Source organism: Bradyrhizobium murdochi (assembly GCF_000472965.1).
Classification (GTDB): Bacteria; Pseudomonadota; Alphaproteobacteria; order Rhizobiales; family Xanthobacteraceae; genus Bradyrhizobium; species Bradyrhizobium murdochi.
In genome coordinates, this window is the sequence record NZ_AXAU01000025.1 from 45974 (window position 1) to 62482 (window position 16509).

A 16509-nucleotide genomic window follows, 5' to 3' on the forward strand; every position below is an offset into this window, starting at 1 on the left:
CGAGACCGTCGCTTCCGATTAGATCAGGAGCGGCGTCCTCAAGTCGAGCGTCAAAGGGAATTCAATTGTGCGTTCCTCGGGGGGCGGCTCGATCCGCCCCGGGGTGTGGCCGTGATCCTGAAACCGGGCCAGCCGCCGCGCCTCCGCCTCATAGGAATTGACCGGCTTGGTATCGTAGCTGCGGCCGCCGGGATGGGCGACGTGGTAGACGCAGCCGCCGAGCGAACGGCCGTTCCAGCTATCGATCAAGTCAAATGTCAGGGGCGCATGGACCGGGATGGTCGGATGCAGCCCCGAGGCCGGCTGCCAGGCCTTGAAGCGGACGGCGGCCACGGCCTCGCCCGAGCGGCCGGTAGGTGTCATCGGCATCCGCCTGCCGTTACAGGTCACAACGTGGCGTCCCTCGACAAAGCCGGTCGTCTTGACCTGCAGGCGCTCCACGGAGGAATCGACATAGCGCACGGTGCCGCCGGCCGAGCCCTCCTCGCCCAGCACATGCCAGGGCTCCAGCGCCTGACGCAATTCCAGCGCGACGCCGCCGTGGTGGACACGGCCGAACACCGGAAAGCGGAATTCGAGCTGCGCCTGATACCATTCCGGCGAGAAATCGTAACCGGATAGCTTGAGCTCATCGAGCACGCCCAAAAAATCCTCCCAGAGGAAATGCGGCAGCATGAAGCGATCGTGCAGCGCAGTTCCCCAGCGCACGAACCTGCCCTGCTGCGGCTCGCGCCAGAGCTTTGCGATCAGCGCGCGGATCAACAATTGCTGCGCCAGCGACATTCGCGGGTCGGGCGGCATTTCGAGCGCGCGGAATTCGACCAGCCCCAGTCGGCCGGTCGGGCCATCCGGCGAATAGAGCTTGTCGATGCAGATTTCGGCGCGATGGGTATTGCCTGTTATGTCGACCAGGATGTGCCGGAACAGGCGATCGACCAGCCATAGCGGGGCTTCGACATCGGGCGGCGGCACATGCGAGAGCGCAATCTCGAGTTCATAGAGTCCGTCGTGCCGGGCCTCGTCGATCCGCGGCGCCTGGCTCGTCGGGCCGATGAACATGCCGGAGAACAAATAGGACAGCGACGGATGACGCTGCCAGTACAGCACCAGGCTCTTCAGCAAATCCGGGCGGCGCAGGAACGGCGAATCCTGCGGCGTAGAGCCGCCGACCACGACATGGTTGCCGCCGCCGGTGCCGGTGTGGCGGCCGTCGACGAGAAAGCGGTTGGCGCCGAGCCGGACTTTCGCGGCGTCTTCGTAGAGGCCGAAGGTGATGTCGACCGCCTCGCGCCAGCTTTGCGCCGGCTGGACATTGATTTCGATCACGCCGGGATCGGGCGTTACCTTGATGACCTCCACGCGCGGATCGTAAGGCGGTCCGTAGCCCTCGACATGAACCGGGATCTGCAACTCTTCGGCAGTCGCTTCGACCGCCGCGATCAGATGAAGATAGTGTTCGAGCTTCTCGACCGGCGGCATGAAGACGCACAAGACGCCGTTGCGGGTTTCGACTGCGGTTGCAGTGCGCACCGGCTTGGTTTTGCGTTTTGCTTTCGGATCGTGCGCTCGCCGTTGCGTGTCCCCTGCTTCAGGTTCCTTGTCCTCGGCCGCCAGTTCCAGCCGCGCTTCCATCGGATCCTGCTCGACGACATAGGGATATTCTTCAGGCGGAACATGCGGCAGCGACGCCATCGGCAGCCGGAGCCCGAGCGGGGAATCGCCCGGGATCAGGAGCAAATGCCTGCGCCGGAATTGCCAGCGCTCGCTGATCCAGCGAGGACCATCGGCGTCCGCATGCTGGATCGGCAGCACGAACCCTTTCGGCTTGTCGAGCCTTTCATCGAACACACGCGCCATGCGTGATCGTTCTTCGGGATCGGACAGCTTGGAGTCGCCGGGATCGACATTGACCGGAAGTGCGGCTTCCTTTTGCAGCCAATGCACGGGGTCTTCGTATGCCGGCATCACGTAGCTGGCGTCGAGGCCGAGCCGCTTCGCGATGCCTTCCATCAGTCGCCGGGCGTCGGCGACATTGGCTTTGTGCGGGTTCTCGATCTTTGCGATCAGGTCGGCATTCTTCCAGATCGGAACGCCGTCCTTGCGCCAATAGAGACCGAACGCCCAGCGCGGCAGGCTTTCGCCCGGATACCATTTACCTTGCCCGTAATGCAGTAACCCGCCCGGCGCGAAACGCGCACCCAGCTTTCGGATCAGCTCATCCGCCAGCGCCTGCTTGGTCGGGCCGATGGCAGCGATGTTCCATTCCGGCGATTCCAGGTCGTCGATCGAGACGAAGGTCGGCTCGCCGCCCATGGTCAGCCGTACGTCGCCGCGCCTGAGATCGGCATCGACCTGCTCGCCGAGCCGATCGAGCCGTGCCCAGGATTCATCGGAGAACGGCCGCGTGATCCGCGGCGCCTCGCGGATGCGCCTGACGCTCATCTCGAAACCGAATTCGACGTTGGCGAAGCCGGCGCTGCCCGAGACCGGCGCCGCGGAGCGATAATGCGGCGTGGCAGCGACGGGGATATGCCCCTCGCCCGTCAGCATGCCCGAGGTGACGTCGAACCCGATCCAGCCTGCGCCGGGAAGGTAGACCTCCGCCCATGCGTGCAGATCAGTGAAATCGCTTTCGACCTCGCGCGGGCCTTCGATAGGATCGATATCGGGACGCAACTGCATGAGGTAGCCCGAGACGAAGCGCGCGGCGAGGCCGAGATGCCGCAATGCCTGGATCAATAGCCACGCGGAATCGCGGCACGAGCCGGAACCGCGCGCCAGCGTCTCCTCCGGCGTCTGAATGCCCGGCTCCATCCGGATGACATACTTGATCTTCTTCTGAAGCTGAGCGTTGAGCTCGACCAGGAAATTGACCGTGCTGTCGGCCTCTCGCGGAATCTCCTTCAAGTAAGCCGCGAACAACGGCCCCTGCTCAGAGGTCGCGAGATAGGGCGCGAGCTCAGTCTTGAGATCGTTGCTGTACTGAAACGGAAAGGAATTGGCATAGGGCTCGACGAAGAAATCGAAGGGATTGACGACCGTCATCTGCGCGGTGAAGTCGACTTCTATTCTGAGCTCCGACGCCTTCTCCGGAAAGACGAAGCGCGCCAGCCAATTGCCCTGCGGATCCTGCTGCCAGTTCACGAAATGATTGGCTGGCGTCACCTTGAGCGAATAGCTCAGGATCGGCGTCCGCGTATGCGGCGCCGGACGCAGGCGAACGGTCTGAGGGCCGAGATCGATCGGTCGGTCGTACTTGTAGTGCGTGACGTGGTGTAGTGCGACGTAGATCGACACGGACCGGAGACTCCAGCGGCTTTTTTAAGCAGAACACCGGTTCCGGGCGGGATCAAGCATTAACAACGGGCAGCGCGTGCCTAGCACGCAGGCGAATAGCGAGTAGCGAATGGAAAGCCGAACTACCCTATTCGCCATTCGCTACTCGCTATTCGCCTTCCCTTACATCGTCGCCCCAAGGACCCACGGCGCGAACTCGGCGCTGCCGAAATCGAAACTCTCGCTCTTCGTCGGCTGACCCGACGCCGTCTTCAGCATCAATTCGAAAATGCGCTGGCCGCATTGCTGCACGGTTTCCTCGCCGTCGAGGATGGTGCCGCAATTGACGTCCATGTCATCTTCCATGCGCTTGTACATCGGCGTGTTGGTGGCGAGCTTGATCGAGGGCGCAGGCTTGCAGCCGAACACGCTGCCGCGGCCCGTGGTGAAGCAGACGAGGTTGGCGCCGCCCGCGACCTGGCCTGTCGCCGCAACCGGGTCGTAGCCGGGCGTGTCCATGAAGACAAAACCCTTCTTGGTGATGGGCTCAGCATAGTTGAGCACGTCGACCAGATTGGTGCTGCCGGCCTTGGCCATCGCGCCCAGTGATTTCTCAAGAATCGTGGTGAGGCCGCCGGCTTTGTTGCCGGGGCTCGGATTGGCGTTCATCTCGGCGCCTTCGCGCCTGGTGTATTCTTCCCACCAGCGCATCAGGCCGACGAGTTTCTCGCCAACCTCGCGGCTGACAGCCCGCCGCGTCAGCAGATGTTCGGCGCCATAGGTCTCCGGCGTCTCCGAGAGGATCACAGTGCCGCCGTGGCGCACCAGCAGATCGCTCGCAGCACCCAGCGCCGGATTGGCCGAAACGCCCGAGTAACCATCGGAGCCACCGCATTGCAGCGCCACCGTCAATTCGCTGGCCGCGACCTTCTCGCGCTTTACTTTATTGGCGTCGGTCAGCGCCTCCTTCACGAAGGCGATGCCGGCCTCCACCGTCTTGCGGGTGCCGCCGACTTCCTGGATGTCCATCGCGCGCAAACGTCCCGCGAGCTTCTGCTCCTCCATCAGCCCGCCGATCTGGTTGACCTCGCAGCCAAGGCCCAGCACGACCACATGGGAGAAATTCGCATGCCGCGCGTAGCCGCCGAGTGTCCGCCGCAACAGCGCCAGTGGTTCGTTCTGCGTCATGCCGCAGCCGGTCTTGTGGGTCAGCGCCACCACGCCGTCGACGTTCGGATAGTCGGCCAGCGGGTTATCGCCGGTGAACGGGTTCTTCTTGAACATGTCGGCGACGATGCCGGCGACATGAGCGCTGCAATTCACCGAGGTGAGGATGCCGATATAGTTGCGCGTCGCCACGCGGCCGTCGGCCCGGCGAATGCCGTCGAAGGTGGCCGGCAGATCGAAATTCGGCACCGGCTTGACGTCGACGCCATAGGCATAGTCCTTCGCAAAATCGCCCATACCGCAGTTTTGCGTATGCACATGCTGGCCCGGCGCGATCGGCGCAGTGGCAAAGCCGATGATCTGGCCGTAGCGGCGGACCGGCTCGCCTGCGGCGATCGGCCTGATCGCAACCTTATGGCCGGCAGCAATCCGTTCGGTGGTGGTGACGCCCTCGGCCACCACTATCCCCGGCGGCAGACTCGCGCGCGCGATCAGCACGCCATCGTCAGGATGCAGGCGGATCACGGGTGCCGGGGTGGTCATTGGGGTCGTCTCCTAAAGTCGGCGAATAGCGAATGGCGAGTAGCGAATAGTAAACACTGTTACGCTACTCTCCACACTCTATTCGCCATTCGCTACTCGCTATTCGCCTCTCAGGCTTTTCCGCCCGAATCCTTCCTCGTCTGATTCACTTGCATCTTGGCGTAGGTCATCATCAGGCCGCTCTCGTTCGACAGCGTCACGAGCTTGAAGCCCATGTTGATGGCGCGCACCGCGCCCTCGGCGCCGGAGCAGTGGATGCCGGGATTGAGCCCGCGCTTGCCGCATTCCTTGACGATCTTCTCATAGATCTTGAGAATTTCAGGTTCGTCGCGGTCGAGCTTCGGCACCAGGCCATAGGAGAAACCGAGATCGGACGGGCCGATATAGACGCCGTCGATGCCTTCGACGTCGAGGATCGACTCCATGTTTTCGACCGCCGTCCTGGTCTCCATCATCGGCAGCAGCACAATCTCATCGTTCGCCGTCTGCTGGTAGGTGCCGGCCGAGCCATACATGCCGGAGCGGATCGGGCCGTTCGAGCGCGTGCCCTTCGGCGGATACTTGGAGTACTGGACGAGGTTCTTCGCCTCCTCCTTGGTGTTGATCATCGGGCAGATCACGCCATAGGCGCCGCCGTCGAGCACCTTGCCGATGATGCCGGGCTCGTTCCAGGGCACGCGGACCATCGGCGTCACTGGATGGCCGTTCATCGCCTGAAAGCATTGGACCATCGAGAGGTAATCCTGCACGCCGTGCTGCATATCGACGGTGACGCTGTCGAAGCCGCATTGCGCGATCACTTCGGCCGAAAAGCCGGAGGGGATCGCGAGCCACGCGTTCACCACGGCCTTGCCCGAGGCCCATACTTTCTTGACGTTGTTGGTTGCCATTGATCGCTTTCCCTTTGTGATCGTTACAATTTGTTGGAGTTCGCAGATTTGATTAGCTGGTCGCGCGCTGAATGCTCGCTTCGCTGACGCCGACCTCGCGGGCGGTGTTGACGATCGCAGCCCAGGTATCATCAGGCAGCGGCACACCGTTCCTGGTGCGCTCGGCGCGAGTCTTCCGTTCCGGATCGCCCGGGACCAGCACGGACTCGACGCCGGCGATCGGCTTGGTCTGGCGGATGAAGTCGGTATAGCGCGAGATTTCAGCGTCGAAATAGTTGGTCGTGTCGATCACCTTGGGATCGACATAGAAGGCAAGCATGCCGTTGGCGAACTGCCGGCCGCCCGAGGTAGCGCCGGTGCCGGTCAACGCACCGCCGAGCAGTTCGCAGATGAAGGCAAGCCCCGAGCCCTTGTGCTCGCCGAACGCACGGATCGCGCCAGTGCCCTTGGTGTGGTCGCGCGGTCCGTCCGGCGTGTAGGGACCATAGAGCACGGACGGCTCTTCGCTCAGCGTGCCGTCGGCATCGACCAGTGCGCCGGTCGGCAGTTTCTTGCCACCGCGGCTGGCGACCAGCACCTTGCCCTCGGCGACGATGGACGTTGCAAAATCGAGCACGATCGGATCTTGCCCCTGGCGCGGAATGCCGACGCAGTAAGGCGCGGTCGAGAGCCGTTTCTGGACGCCGCCGTAGGGTGCAACCAGCAGCGAGCCGGCTGCGTTGACGAAGTGCACCGACACCAGCCCTTCGGCCGCGGCCATCTCAGCCCAGTCGCCGACGCGGCCGATGTGGCCGGCGTTGCGCAGCGCGATGGCTGACAGTCCCGCCTTCTTGCACTTCTCAATGCCGGTCCGCACCGCGAATGGCGTTACGGTCTGGCCATAGCCAAACTTGCCATCGACCACAGCGAGCGACGGGCTGTCGACGACGATCTCAGGGGTCTGGTTGGGAACGACGTTGCCTGTCTTCTTCCAGCGGACGTAGACCGGAACCCGGATCACGCCGTGGCTGTCATGGCCGGTGAGATTGGCTGTCGTGAGATAAGTGGCGATGCGCCTTGCTTCCTCGGGCGAGGATTCCGAATGCGAAAAAACCTCTGTGACGAAATCGATCAGATTGTTGACTTTTATTGTGACCATGTCCGGATTTCAGCCCTGTCCTTGCACGGGAGATCCTGCGTTTGAGCAGCTAGCCCCGCGACTCCCGCACCGGTTTTGATGACCGGCTTGGCCGGCACTTTGAACGAAAAATCGCGTGCGTGTCTACCGCCTCAGTCGCATTTGGCAAATGATTGCAATCATTTGTCCGGCCGCTATGCATCGGGCCAGTAGCATCATGCAAATTTGCGCTTACTCGTCTGCTTCGGCCTCGCCCTCACCCGCTACCTCCATCGCGGCAAGGCTGCGCTCGAGTTCGCCCAGCATGTCCTGCAATTCGGCGAGCTTGCGCGCGCCAAAACGGTGCGTGATCTCCGCGTAGATCGCTTCCGAGGTGGGCGCGACGGCCTCGATCAGCTTCAGCCCCTTGGAGGAGATCGACACCTCGCCACGGCGAAGATCAGCCTTGGCCGCGCGGCGTTCGATCAGGTCGCGCGCTTCGAGATCGCGCAGGATTCGCGACAGGCTCGGCCCCAGCAGGAACGCGACGCGCGCCAGCTCCGTCACCTCGATGGTATCCACCGCCGTCAGCGCACGCAGGATTCGCCATTGCTGCTCGGTCAGTCCATGATTGCGCAGGGACGGACGGAACTGGCGCATCACGGCTTCGCGCGCGCGCAAGAGCGACATCGGCAGCGAGCGCGAGAATTCGCGCATCGGCCCGCGGCGTGCCTCCGCCGTTCCCTCCTGGTCCGAACGCGATCCGTTCGGCGATTTCTTGCCTGACATCTTCAGTGGCCCGCCCATCGAGAATCCTCGATCGAGCCAAGGATAGAGTTTTGCGGCGCAACAAGCATCAAATCAGTTTGCGCCGGATAACTTAACATGTTAAACAAATTTCAGCACCCGCTTTTTTGCTGATCGAGCCGGACGCCCATGGCCCTTTCCAGAGACGATATCCGAAGCGCCGCCGAGCGGCTCGATGCCGCGGAAAAGACCCGCAAACAGATCCGGCAGCTTTCGCTTGAACATCCCGGCATAACGATCGAGGATGCCTACGCTATTCAAAAAGCTTGGGTCGAGATGAAGGTCGCGCAGGGGCGCACCGTGAAGGGCCACAAGATCGGCCTGACCTCGAAGGCAATGCAGAGCGCGCTCAATATTGACGAGCCTGACTCCGGCATCCTGCTCGATGACATGTTCTTTGCCGACGGCGGGCTTGTGCCTTCAGATCGTTTCATCGCCACCCGCGTCGAGGCCGAACTCGCCTTCGTGATGAAGTCGCGGCTGTCCGGACCTGATAGCACGATGTTCGACGTGCTCAACGCCACCGATTTCGTGGTGCCAGCGCTGGAGATTCTGGATACACGGGTCGAGCGGATCGATCCGCAGACCAAGGCGACCCGGAAGATATTCGACACCGTTGCCGACAACGCCGCGAATGCCGGCATCGTGCTTGGCGGCCGCCCGATCCGGCCAATGGACGCCGACCTGCGCTGGATCGGCGCGCTCTGTTTCCGCAACGGTCAGCTTGAAGAGACCGGGCTTGCGGCCGGAGTCCTCAATCATCCGGCCACGTCGGTGGCGTGGCTTGCCAACAAGATCGCACCGAATGGGTTAGCGCTCGAAGCCGGCCAAGTGGTGCTGGCGGGCTCGTTCATCCGCCCGATCGAAACCCGCAAAGGCGACACGATCCAGGCGGATTATGGACCTTACGGTTCGGTGAGTTGCTACTTCGCCTGACGCTTTAGGACGACAGGAGCCATCGGAACATGCCGCACTTCACGATTGAATATTCAGCCAATCTCGATGGGCGCGTCGACATGGGCGCGGTGGTGGAACTGGTCCGGAAGGCGGCGGTGGAAACCGGCATCTTCCCGCTCGGGGGTATCCGCGTCCGCGCGATCAGATGCGAGAACTATGCGATCGCGGACGGCCGCCAGGCTTACGGCTTTCTCGACATGGTGTTGCGGCTTGGCGAGGGCCGCGACCTCGCCACGCGCAAGAAGGCCGGCGAACATATATTCAAGGCGTTGTCGGCCCACCTTGATCCGGTGTTTGCGCGCGAAAAGTTCGCGCTGTCGTTCGACATGCAGATCAACGACAAGGAAACAAGCTGGAAGCGCAACAACATCCACGACGCTCTGAAGGTGGAGGCTATCAATGGATAAGGTGACACCCAAGGACGGGTTTCAGGCCAACCGCGACCGTGTGGCTCCCCTGCTCGCTAGGCTGAAGAGCGAAGGCATCGCCCACATGATCGACGGCAAGACCGTGCCGTCGGTCTCCGGCCAGACATTTGAGACGAAGTCCCCGGTTGATGGCGCAGTACTGGCATCGGTCGCGCGCGGCAATGCCGAAGACATCGACCGCGCAGCAACCGCCGCCGCAACGGCCTTCAAATCATGGCGCGACATGTCCGCCGCCGCGCGGAAGAAATTGCTGCATCGCGTGGCCGACGCGATCGAGGACCACGCCGACGATATCGCGGTGCTGGAATGCGTCGACACCGGGCAGGCCCACCGCTTCATGGCCAAAGCCGCGATCCGGGCGGCGGAGAATTTCCGCTTCTTTGCCGACAAGTGCGGCGAGGCCCGGGACGGCCTCAACATGCCCTCCGAGGAGCACTGGAACATCTCGACCCGGGTGCCGATCGGCCCGGTCGGCGTGATCACGCCGTGGAACACGCCGTTCATGCTGTCGACCTGGAAGATCGCGCCAGCGCTGGCTGCCGGCTGCACCGTCGTGCACAAGCCGGCCGAATGGTCGCCGGTTACGGCGGACCTCTTGGCAAAACTCGCAAAGCAGGCTGGCCTTCCCGACGGCGTGCTCAACACGGTCCATGGCATGGGTGAGGAAGCGGGCAAGGCGCTGACCGAGCATCCCGCCATCAAGGCGATCGGCTTTGTCGGCGAGAGTTCGACCGGTTCCGCGATCATGGCGCAGGGCGCCCCTACCCTGAAGCGCGTGCACTTCGAGCTTGGCGGCAAGAACCCGGTGATCGTGTTCGACGACGCCGATCTCGAGCGGGCGCTGGATGCGGTGGTCTTCATGATCTACTCGCTCAACGGCGAGCGCTGCACCTCGTCGAGCCGGCTGCTGGTCCAGCAAGGTATCGCCGATCAATTCATCGAAAAGCTGACCGCAAGGGTGAAGGCCCTGAAGGTCGGGCACCCGCTCGACCCGGCGACCGAGATCGGCCCCCTGATCCATGAGCGGCATCTGGCAAAAGTCTGCAGCTATTTCGAGGTCGCGCGGAAGGACGGCGCAACCATCGCAGTCGGCGGCAAGCCGCACGACGGCCCCGGCGGCGGGCATTACGTCCAGCCGACGCTGGTCACCGGCGCACACTCAAAGATGCGGGTGGCGCAGGAGGAAGTGTTCGGCCCGTTCCTGACCGTGATCCCGTTCAAGGATGAGAACGACGCCATCGAGATCGCCAATGGCGTGCAATACGGCCTCACCGGCTATGTCTGGACCGGCGACATGGGCCGCGCATTGCGCGTGGCGGATGCGCTGGAGGCCGGCATGATCTGGCTCAATTCCGAAAACGTCCGCCATCTGCCGACGCCGTTCGGCGGCATGAAAGCTTCAGGGATCGGCCGCGACGGCGGTGACTACTCGTTCGAGTTCTACATGGAAACCAAGCACGTCTCGCTCGCCCGCGGGACGCACAAGATTCAGAGACTCGGCCTGCCCTCATCCTGAGGAGCGGGCGCAGCCCGCGTCTCGAAGGATGGGCCACGGGCCACATGGTTCGAGACGGCGCTTCGCGCCTCCTCACCATGAGGATTAACAATTGAGGACTGGAAACCACATGCCTGTTCCGACACACACATTCACCCCACCGTTCAACATCATCCGCAGCAGCCACGCCGTGCTCGACGTCACCGACCTCGGCAAGAGCCGCGCGTTCTACGAAAACACCGTCGGCCTGCATGTCGAGGATAGCGACGACAAGGCGGTCTATTTGCGCGGCAGCGAGGAGCATCAGCATCACTCGCTGGTACTGCGGAAGGCCCCTACCGCGGCCTGCAACCGGCTCGGCTTCAAGGTCGGCAATGACGGCGACCTCGACAAGGCCGCGACCTTCTTTTCCGAGAACGGCATCCCTTACGCCTTCGCCGATCAGCCGTTCCAGGGCCGCACGTTGCAGTTCACCGATCCCGCCGGCTTCCAACTCGAGCTCTATGCGTCGATGGACAAGCGCCCGCATCTGCTGCGGCGCTACGATCTCTACAAAGGCTGCCATCCGCAGCGGCTCGATCATTTCAACGTCTTCGCGCCCGAGGTTCAGGGCACCATCGATTTCTATGCGCGGCTCGGCTTCCGGCTGACCGAATACGGCGAGGAAGACGGCCAGAACGGGCGGATCGCAGCGGCCTGGATGCACCGCAAGGGCAATGTCCACGACCTCGCCATCACCAACGGCCGCGGCCCTCGCCTGCACCATTTTGCCTATTGGGTGCCGACGGCGATGAACGTCCTGCATCTCTGCGACGTGATGGCTTCAAGCGGATATCTGAAGAACATCGAGCGCGGCCCGGGCCGCCACGGCATCTCGAATGCATTCTTCCTCTATGTCCGGGACCCGGATGGCCACCGGCTCGAACTCTACACCAGCGACTACTTCACGGGAGACCACGACCACGAGCCGCTGCGCTGGTCGCTAAAGGACCCGCGCCGGCAAACGCTGTGGGGCGCTCCTGCGCCGCGCTCCTGGTTCGAGGAGGGTTCGTCCTTCACTGGTCAGGAGGTCCGCGAGCCGCTCTTTGTCGCCGACGTCTTGATCGCGGATTGATCGGATGGCCCCTCTCCGTCTCGCTACCTTCACCGTCAACGGCACGCAAAAATACGGCGCCGTGACCGATGCCGGCATCGTCGATCTCTCGACGCGCTTCGGAAAGGAATATCCGACGCTGCGCGAAGTCATCGCCGCCGGCGCGCTGATGAAACTCGCCGAAGACGCGGCGCGGCGCGCGCCGGATTACGCGCTCGATGCGATCAATTGGCAGCCGCCGATCCCCGCGCCGGAAAAGATCGTCTGCATCGGCGTGAACTACCCCGACCGCAACGCCGAATACAAGGACGGCCAGGACGCGCCGAAATATCCGAGCATGTTCATGCGCACACCGCGCTCCTTTGTCGGCCACGACGCGCCGCTGGTCCGCCCGCGCGCCTCGACGCAACTCGATTACGAGGGCGAGCTGGTGCTTGTGATCGGCAAGGCCGGCCGACACATCAAGGAGACCGACGCGCTGGACCACATCGCCGCCATCACGCTCTGCAACGAGGGCACCATCCGCGATTGGGTGCGGCACGCCAAGTTCAACGTCACCCAGGGCAAAAATTTCGATTCCACCGGCAGCCTCGGCCCCTGGATCGTGCCCTACACCGATGAAAGCCAGATTGCGGACATCCGCCTTACCACGAAGGTCAATGGCGAGACCCGGCAGGATGACCGCACCGGCCGGTTAATCTTTGGCTTCCGCTACCTGATCAACTATCTCTCGACCTTCACCACGCTGGTGCCGGGCGACGTCATCGTGACGGGTACGCCCACCGGCGCCGGCGCGCGGTTCGACCCGCCGCGTTATCTGAAGCCTGGCGACGTCATCGAGGTTGAAGCCGATGGTATCGGTGTGCTCAAAAACGGCGTCATCGACGAAGCCTGACAAATTCCGTGAGCGAGTGGACAGAACGATGAAATCAACTTCCGGCGGCGAAGCGATCGTCAACGGCCTCGTCGCGCATGGCGTCGACACCGTGTTCGGCCTGCCCGGCGCGCAGATCTACGGCCTGTTCGACGCCTTCCATCAGGCGCAGTTGAAGGTGATCGGCGCGCGGCATGAACAAGCCTGCGGCTACATGGCCTTTGGTTATGCGCGTTCATCGGGCAAGCCGGGCGTGTTCAGCGTGGTGCCCGGTCCGGGCGTCCTCAATGCCAGTGCGGCGCTGCTCACTGCGTTCGGCTGCAACGAGCCGGTGCTGTGCCTGACCGGACAGGTGCCAACGGCGTTTCTCGGCAAGGGCCGCGGCCACCTGCACGAGATGCCGGACCAGCTCGCAACGCTGCGCACCTTCGTGAAATGGGCCGAGCGCATCGAATATCCCGATGTGGCGCCCACCGCGGTGTCGCGCGCGTTTCAGGAGATGATATCGGGCCGCCGCGGGCCGGTGTCGCTGGAAATGCCGTGGGACATCTTTACGCAGCGCGCGCAGGTCGGCGCCTCAACCGTGTTCGATCCGTTTCCAGCGCCGCAACCCGATCCCGACCGGATGAAGGCGGCGGCTGCGCTGATCAAGGATGCGAAGCGGCCGATGATCTTCGTCGGCAGCGGCGCGATCCATGCGCGCGAGGAAATTCTCGAACTGGCCGAAATGATCGATGCGCCGGTCGTGGCGTTCCGCAGCGGCCGCGGCGTCGTCTCCAACGCGCACGAGCTCGGGCTGACCATGGCGGCGGCCTACAGGCTCTGGCCGACCACCGATCTGATGATCGGGATCGGCACGCGCATGGAGCTACCGGCTTCTGGATTCCGCTGGCCGTACCAGCCGAAGGGACTAAAATCCGTTCGCATCGATATCGATCCGGCCGAGATGCGCCGGCTAGCATCCGACGCCGCCGTGGTCGCGGATGCGAGAGCTGGCACGGCCGATCTCGTGGCTGCTGTGAAGAAGGCTGGCTATAGCAGGACCAACGGCCGACGTGCCGAAATCCGCGAAGCCACCGCAGCGGCGCATCAGGAGATCCAGAAGGTCCAGCCGCAAATGGCCTATCTGAACATTCTGCGCGAGGTACTGCCGGCCAATGCGATCGTCACCGATGAGCTCTCGCAAGTCGGCTTCGCCTCCTGGTACGGCTTTCCGGTCTACGAGCCGCGCACCTTTATCACTTCGGGCTATCAGGGCACCCTCGGCTCCGGCTTCCCCACCGCGCTGGGCGCCAAGGTCGCCAACCCGGACCGCCCGGTGGTCGCGATCACGGGCGACGGCGGCTTCATGTTTGGCGTGCAGGAACTATCGACCGCCGTGCAGTTCAAGATCGGCGTGGTCACGCTGGTGTTTAACAACAACGCCTATGGCAATGTGCGCCGCGATCAGCGCCAGCATTTTGATGGCCGCGTGGTGGCGTCCGATCTGGTCAATCCGGATTTCGTGAAGCTCGCCGAATCCTTCGGCGCGGGAGCCGCGCGGGTAACTTCGCCGGATCAGTTCCGGCCCGCGCTGGAGAAGGCGCTGGCCGATGGCGGGCCGTGCGTGATCTCGGTGGAGGTGCCAACGGATTCGGAAGTCTCGCCGTGGACGTTCATTCACCCGGCGAAGCCGTAGTCAACCTCATGGTGAGGAGGCGCACTTTGCGCCGTCTCGAACCATGAGGCCCGGCTGGTGCCATTCATCCTTCGAGACGCCGCTACGCGGCTCCTCAGGATGAGGTCTACTGTGCCTTTCTCGCCGCCCCACCGCGCTGCATCCGCGAGGCTGCGATCACCAGCAACCCCGCACCTGCAACCGACCAGCACGCCACGGGCGCCCAGTGCAACAGCGGCGCATATTCCGGCAGCTTCTGCAGGCCGCCGGCCACCGCCGCCATCCGCGCAAAGGTCGCAAGCGCCAGCGCGGAGAACACCAGCCCCACCACCTTGCCCTCGGCGCCGGTCTCCCCGATTGCGAGCGCCGCCGAAACCGCGGCCATCAGCATGCAGCCCCACGCCGCGCCGGCGACGAACTGCGCCGCGATCAGCATGTTAAGATTGCCGGCCATCTCCGCGCCCAGCACGGCAAGCGCGCCGAGCAAGCCGGCGGCGCCCATCACGATCAGCCCGCCGCGGTGCTTGACCACGACACTTGCCGGAAACATCGCGATGTTGAAGCCGATCCAGAACACCGGCATCAGCCATGGCAATTCGTCCGGCTTGGCAAAGCGCAGGAAGAACGGCGTGCTGTTGATGGAAAAATGCAGTTGATAGCCGAGCGAGAGGATCACCATCGAAGCGATGAAGAACGTCGGTACAGGGCCAAGCGATTTTGCAGGCGCAACCGGTTGTTTTGCGGCGCGAGGTGCCTGCGCCAGATCACGCTCGACCTTCGAGAGCGCGAGCGCCGTGAGCAGCAATACCGCGCCCGAGATCACAAAGGGCAGCCGCGGGTCGTGATTGCGCAGCACCAGACCGAGATAGGGCGAGACAGCGCCCGCCAGGCCGTAGCCGAGCATCGTCAGCGCTGACAGAAATGGAATCGCAGGCCGCGCGGCGTATTTGCCGAGTAGCGTCAGCGGCGGCGCGCGCAGGGCCGATGACGTCACGACCCAGATCAGGATCAGGGCGATGAACCAGACCTGCGCGCCCGGCCCCGTACCCGCCACGAACGGCAGTGCGACAAACGCCGTGCAGGAGATTGCGGTCAGGACAGCGACGAACACGCCGAGCTTGCCGACGAAGGGTGCGATCCTGTCGGCAGCGATTCCCATCGCGGTGTCGGTGATGGTGAAGATCGCCTGATCCAGCATCAGGATCAGGATGACGGCCGTCGGCGCAATGCCGACATCGGCGCAGAGTTTTGGCAAATAGATGACGTAAGTGGTCCAGCCCAGCGTGAACACGAGCTGCAGCACGGCAAGATAGACGCCGGTGCGATTGGCAGTGGTGCTGGATTCGGACGTTGCTTCTGTCGTGCTCATGTCGGCCCCCCGGCGGAAAGAGCATAGACGATGAAAACGGTCGATGGAACGTCTCTTCCCTTCTCCCCTTGTGGGAGAAGGTGCCTTCGCGCAAGCGAAGGCGGATGAGGGGTTCTATACGCGGAGACAGACCCCTCATCCGTCTCGCTGCCGCTTCGCGTCAGCGATCCACCTTCTCCCACAAGGGGAGAAGGAATTACCGCGCCTTGCGGAAAGTGAGATTGATGCGCTGGCGGCCCATCAGGGCATGCTCGCCGTCAGCCAGCGGAGCGACGCCGTGGAAGAACAGCCGCGACGGTCCGCCCCAGACCACGATGTCGCCATGCTCGAGCCGGTAGCGCTTCGGTTTGTCGGCGCGCTTTGGGCCGCCGAACAGGAAGACTGCGGACAGACCGAGCGACACCGACACGATCGGCGCGCCAAAATCCTGCTCGTCCTTGTCCTGATGGAGCGACATCCGTGCGCCGGGCGCGTAGCGGTTGATCAGGCAAGCGTCGGACGCGAAGCCGGCAAAGCCAGCCTCGGCGGCCGCCTGCTCGGCAATTACGCGGAAGCTCGGCGGCATCTCCGGCCAAGGCTGTCCGGAATCCGGATCAATGCCGTCATAGCGATAGCCGCTACGGTCGGTAACCCAGCCCGCAGTGCCGCAATTGGTCATCGCGACCGACATCTGGTGGCCACCAGGCGTAAACATACGGCGGAATGGCGCTTGCGCGACGATCTCGCGCAACGCCGCGACCACTTCGCTTTCGAAGGGCTTCGCATATCCGCGCAGCAATACCGCCCCCTCCGCCATCACTTCGCGCGATGGGCGCACATCCGGCACGGCCTCGAACAAATCCGCAGTCAATTCTATC

The 16509-nt window shown here is 63.4% G+C and carries 13 protein-coding genes; 6 read left to right on the forward strand and 7 right to left on the reverse strand.

All coding sequences use genetic code 11. The features are described from left to right. Positions 1-18 precede the first annotated feature (18 nt). The 5 genes from YUO_RS0132175 to hpaR all read right to left on the reverse strand — a co-directional run bounded on the left by YUO_RS0132175 (position 19) and on the right by hpaR (position 7761). A complete protein-coding gene (locus tag YUO_RS0132175) occupies positions 19-3297 on the reverse strand; it encodes a transglutaminase family protein (protein WP_028350923.1) in 3279 nt (1092 codons plus the stop codon). 162 nt (positions 3298-3459) lie between these two features. Then, positions 3460-4986, reverse strand: a complete 1527-nt coding sequence (locus YUO_RS0132180) for a UxaA family hydrolase (protein ID WP_028350924.1) — start codon at positions 4984-4986, stop codon at positions 3460-3462. Between the two features lie 110 nt (positions 4987-5096). Further along, entirely contained in the window at positions 5097-5876 is a 780-nt protein-coding gene (locus YUO_RS0132185; RefSeq protein WP_028350925.1) for an HpcH/HpaI aldolase family protein, read from the reverse strand. Positions 5877-5928: 52 nt separating this feature from the next. Continuing rightward, positions 5929-7014, reverse strand: a complete 1086-nt coding sequence (locus tag YUO_RS0132190) for a malate/lactate/ureidoglycolate dehydrogenase (RefSeq protein WP_028350926.1) — start codon at positions 7012-7014, stop codon at positions 5929-5931. Positions 7015-7224: 210 nt separating this feature from the next. Continuing rightward, positions 7225-7761, reverse strand: coding sequence for a homoprotocatechuate degradation operon regulator HpaR (hpaR, locus tag YUO_RS0132195; protein WP_028350927.1), 537 nt, complete (start codon positions 7759-7761; stop codon positions 7225-7227). 147 nt (positions 7762-7908) lie between these two features. Here hpaR and hpaH point away from each other — a divergent pair, with 147 nt between their 5' ends. From hpaH to YUO_RS0132225, 6 genes are all read left to right on the forward strand, one after another. Beyond that, positions 7909-8715 (forward strand): 2-oxo-hept-4-ene-1,7-dioate hydratase, encoded by an 807-nt coding sequence (gene hpaH / locus YUO_RS0132200; protein WP_028350928.1) that lies wholly within the window; start codon positions 7909-7911, stop codon positions 8713-8715. A 29-nt stretch (positions 8716-8744) separates the two neighbouring features. Further along, complete coding sequence (locus YUO_RS0132205) at positions 8745-9143, forward strand: 5-carboxymethyl-2-hydroxymuconate Delta-isomerase (RefSeq protein WP_028350929.1); 399 nt, start codon at positions 8745-8747, stop codon at positions 9141-9143. Beyond that, positions 9136-10680 (forward strand): 5-carboxymethyl-2-hydroxymuconate semialdehyde dehydrogenase, encoded by a 1545-nt coding sequence (gene hpaE, locus YUO_RS0132210; protein ID WP_028350930.1) that lies wholly within the window; start codon positions 9136-9138, stop codon positions 10678-10680. Before YUO_RS0132205 ends, hpaE begins: the two co-directional genes overlap by 8 nt. Positions 10681-10789: 109 nt before the next feature. Then, on the forward strand, positions 10790-11773 hold the full coding sequence (hpaD, locus tag YUO_RS0132215; protein ID WP_028350931.1) for a 3,4-dihydroxyphenylacetate 2,3-dioxygenase: 984 nt from the start codon (positions 10790-10792) through the stop codon (positions 11771-11773). 4 nt (positions 11774-11777) lie between these two features. Then, positions 11778-12647: a fumarylacetoacetate hydrolase family protein gene (locus tag YUO_RS0132220; RefSeq protein ID WP_028350932.1), complete on the forward strand. Its 870-nt coding sequence runs from the start codon at positions 11778-11780 to the stop codon at positions 12645-12647. A gap of 28 nt (positions 12648-12675) precedes the next feature. Further along, complete coding sequence (locus tag YUO_RS0132225; RefSeq protein ID WP_028350933.1) at positions 12676-14304, forward strand: thiamine pyrophosphate-dependent enzyme; 1629 nt, start codon at positions 12676-12678, stop codon at positions 14302-14304. Between the two features lie 106 nt (positions 14305-14410). Here the strand turns inward: YUO_RS0132225 and YUO_RS0132230 are convergent, their stop codons facing one another. Further along, the gene (locus tag YUO_RS0132230) at positions 14411-15652 is read right to left on the reverse strand and encodes an MFS transporter (protein ID WP_028350934.1); all 1242 of its coding nucleotides are present in this window, start codon (positions 15650-15652) and stop codon (positions 14411-14413) included. A 196-nt stretch (positions 15653-15848) separates the two neighbouring features. Beyond that, positions 15849-16502 carry a DNA oxidative demethylase AlkB gene (gene alkB, locus YUO_RS0132235; RefSeq protein ID WP_028350935.1) on the reverse strand — a complete coding sequence of 218 codons (654 nt, stop codon included), beginning with the start codon at positions 16500-16502 and terminating at the stop codon, positions 15849-15851. Positions 16503-16509 lie beyond the last annotated feature (7 nt).

What these genes read in the sequence shown, in the direction of transcription:
- YUO_RS0132205 (WP_028350929.1), top strand. Translation starts at nt 8,745, where the DNA reads ATGCCGCACTTCACGATTGAATATTCAGCCAATCTCGATGGGCGCGTC.
- YUO_RS0132180 (WP_028350924.1), bottom strand. Translation starts at nt 4,986, where the DNA reads ATGACCACCCCGGCACCCGTGATCCGCCTGCATCCTGACGATGGCGTG.
- hpaH (WP_028350928.1), top strand. Translation starts at nt 7,909, where the DNA reads ATGGCCCTTTCCAGAGACGATATCCGAAGCGCCGCCGAGCGGCTCGAT.
- YUO_RS0132230 (WP_028350934.1), bottom strand. Translation starts at nt 15,652, where the DNA reads ATGAGCACGACAGAAGCAACGTCCGAATCCAGCACCACTGCCAATCGC.
- YUO_RS0132185 (WP_028350925.1), bottom strand. Translation starts at nt 5,876, where the DNA reads ATGGCAACCAACAACGTCAAGAAAGTATGGGCCTCGGGCAAGGCCGTG.
- YUO_RS0132220 (WP_028350932.1), top strand. Translation starts at nt 11,778, where the DNA reads ATGGCCCCTCTCCGTCTCGCTACCTTCACCGTCAACGGCACGCAAAAA.
- hpaD (WP_028350931.1), top strand. Translation starts at nt 10,790, where the DNA reads ATGCCTGTTCCGACACACACATTCACCCCACCGTTCAACATCATCCGC.
- YUO_RS0132225 (WP_028350933.1), top strand. Translation starts at nt 12,676, where the DNA reads ATGAAATCAACTTCCGGCGGCGAAGCGATCGTCAACGGCCTCGTCGCG.
- YUO_RS0132190 (WP_028350926.1), bottom strand. Translation starts at nt 7,014, where the DNA reads ATGGTCACAATAAAAGTCAACAATCTGATCGATTTCGTCACAGAGGTT.
- hpaR (WP_028350927.1), bottom strand. Translation starts at nt 7,761, where the DNA reads ATGTCAGGCAAGAAATCGCCGAACGGATCGCGTTCGGACCAGGAGGGA.
- hpaE (WP_028350930.1), top strand. Translation starts at nt 9,136, where the DNA reads ATGGATAAGGTGACACCCAAGGACGGGTTTCAGGCCAACCGCGACCGT.